General features: G+C 61.5%; 2 protein-coding genes and 1 pseudogene. 2 read left to right on the plus strand and 1 reads right to left on the minus strand.

All coding sequences use genetic code 11. The annotated features are described in order from the left end of the window. On the minus strand, positions 1-739 hold a 739-nt coding region (locus U1872_RS22170), incomplete at its 3' end, for a metallophosphoesterase family protein (protein WP_332795041.1). Here U1872_RS22170 and istA point away from each other — a divergent pair. Both istA and U1872_RS22180 read left to right on the plus strand, forming a co-directional pair. Then, positions 714-1,442, plus strand: coding sequence for an IS21 family transposase (gene istA / locus U1872_RS22175; protein ID WP_332795042.1), 729 nt, complete (start codon positions 714-716; stop codon positions 1,440-1,442). The genes U1872_RS22170 and istA overlap by 26 nt on opposite strands. An 84-nt stretch (positions 1,443-1,526) precedes the next feature. Next, positions 1,527-1,928, plus strand: a pseudogene (locus U1872_RS22180) (transposase); the annotation flags it as partial.

A 1,928-nucleotide genomic window follows, 5' to 3' on the forward strand; every position in this document is an offset into this window, starting at 1 on the left:
CGTCCATCGCGCTGCGCTCCTGAGCGGTCGCGGCTGCCACCAAGGCAGCCACTCCTGCGTGATCGGGCAAGCGATCGTCTACGGGAATAAGCTCATGGCGAAAGTTGACGACGCGGCCACCCGCCACCGAAAGATCGAGCCGGCCGACATAGGCACCGTGGCACCCCGACTGCATGATGATTGCACCGTTAACGACGATCGCTTCGTGCATCCTGTTGTGCGTATGTCCGCTCAAGAGGACGTCGATCCCGTCAACCTCGCCTGCCAGCTTCATGTCCTGTGGGAAGCCGAGATGCGAAAGGACGATGATCAGGTCTACCCCGTCGTTCTGGCGAAGCTGGTCGATCCAGCGCCGCGTCTCCGCAACGCCGATCGTGAAGTAGAGACCGGTACTGAATGCCGGTGGCATGGTCTTGTCAACGATGGGGCACGCAAGCCCTACTATTCCTATTTTCAAACCATCACGTTCGACGATGCGCGTCGCTGGAATGCGAATTCCGACCGAAGCGGGCCGGGTAATCCGATGCGAAGCGGGCCCGCATTCCAACGTAAAGTGGGCCCCCGTTCCGATGTGAAGCGGGCGGCCATTCCGACGCAAAGCGGGCCACCATTCCAGTGGCAAGCGGGCCGGGTCGGTGGCGGCATTTAGGAGACCTGTTCGGGTCAGCAACTGCGGCAGAAGTCTCGTCCTTTGAACAAGGATGGAGGGGCTGATGCCGGCCAGGAGAAAGCTGACCATGCGATACTTACGGCGGATTCTGCGCCTTCATCACCAAGGGACACCGACGCGCGATATCGTGCGCGTCACGGGCATCGCCCGAACGACCATCCAGCGGGCGCTCGAGCGCTCGAAGGCTGCAGGTTTGGTTTGGCCGCTTGCCGAAGACGTGACCGACGACGTGCTGGAAGCGCGCTTGTTCGCAGGTGCTGGGACGAGAAGTAGCTCCGGCGTACGCAAACATCCGGAACCGGACTGGGCCGAACTGTCTCGCGAGTTGAAACGGCCAGCGGTTACAATGCTGATTCTATGGGAGGAGTATCGGAAGATCTGGCCTGAGGGCTATGGCTACTCCCGGTTTTGCGAGCTCTTACGGGAGTTTCAGCAGCGCCTGTCGCCGGTCATGCGGCAGCATCACGTCGCCGGCGACAAGCTCTTCGTCGACTATTCCGGCAAGCGTCTGCCGATCAACGATCCGCTGACCGGCGAAGTGCGGCTGGCGGAGATCTTCGTCGCCGTGCTGGGCGCGTCAAACTACACCTTTGCGGAGGCGACCTGGTCGCAGACGTTACCGGACTGGATCGGCTCGCACGTTCGGCTTTTCCGCCACATTGACGGAGTTCCGCGGCTGCTGGTGCCTGACAATCTCAAAAGCGCGGTGAACAAGGCGTCCTTTTACGACCCGGAAATCAACCGCAGCTACGGCCGAATGACCGCGCACTAAGAGGTGGTTCGGGAAATCTGGACAGCGGGGATAAGTGGATCGCCGATCTGACAGCGGCCATGCTGGCCGCGAGCAGGAGGCAAGATGAGCAAGCGACCACGCCGGAACCACAGCCCGGCCTTCAAGGCGAAGGTGGCCTTGGCTGCTGTGAAGGGCGAGAAGACGCTGGCCGAGTTGGCGCAGCAATTCGACGTGCACCCGAATCAGATCACGATCTGGCGCGGCCAGCTGCTAGAAGGGGCGGCAGGAGTTTTCGGGTCGGACGGCCATAGTAAACCAGCCGAGCCTGAGATTGATGTGAAGACGTTGCACGCCAAGATCGGCGAGTTGACGCTGGTGAACGATTTTTTGTCCGGGGCGCTCGGGAAGGCGGGACTGTTGCCGAGCGCAAGACGATGATCCACCGTTCGCATGCGTTGCCGGTCACACGGCAGGCGCGCGAGTTGGGGATCAGCCGCGGCAGCGTCTACTATCTTCCCAGGCTGA

It is taken from the genome of Parasphingomonas frigoris (assembly GCF_036663815.1).
Classification (GTDB): domain Bacteria; phylum Pseudomonadota; class Alphaproteobacteria; order Sphingomonadales; family Sphingomonadaceae; genus Sphingomonas.